At 47.2% G+C, this 602-nt stretch carries 1 protein-coding gene; it reads left to right on the forward strand.

Annotated elements, in window-relative coordinates; genetic code table 11:
• The coding region (locus R7044_RS26555; RefSeq protein ID WP_225456156.1) for a M48 family metalloprotease at positions 1-602 on the forward strand (602 nt) is incomplete at both ends.

Consider the following 602-nt stretch of genomic DNA (forward strand, 5'->3'; position numbering starts at 1 on the left):
TCGATTGGCATCTACTTCTATTTCACTGGCGAACCGTTCACCACTCAATCCATCATCAGTTATTGTTTGTTGAGCTTTGTGGGCGTGCTAACGGTTGTTAGCATCAGCTCATTCATTCGTCTTAGTGAGCTAAACGCCAATGGTGGACGTGGCGTTGCAGAAAGTATCGGCGGCAAGTTGATTTCGACAGACACGTCAAATGCGAAACACCGCCAGTTACTCAATGTTGTGGAAGAAATGTCCATCGCGTCGGGAATTCCCGTGCCACCAGTTTATGTGATGGCGGAAGAGCACGGCATCAACGCGTTTGCTGCAGGCATGAGCATTGATGATGCCGTCATCGGAGTAACGCAAGGAGCACTAGATGCGTTTAGCCGTGACGAACTTCAAGGTGTAATTGCCCATGAGTTCAGCCACATCTTAAATGGTGATATGCGGTTGAATACTCGTCTGATTGGTGCGTTATTTGGCATTACCTGCATTGCTCATTTTGGTCATCTGATCTTGGATAACTCAAACAGCACTCGTCACGTATCACGCAGTTCTTCTGATTCAAACAAAGGCTTCGCTGTCATCATACTGATTGCGATTGTCTGCTTGGT

Source organism: Vibrio sp. 1402 (assembly GCF_033340275.1).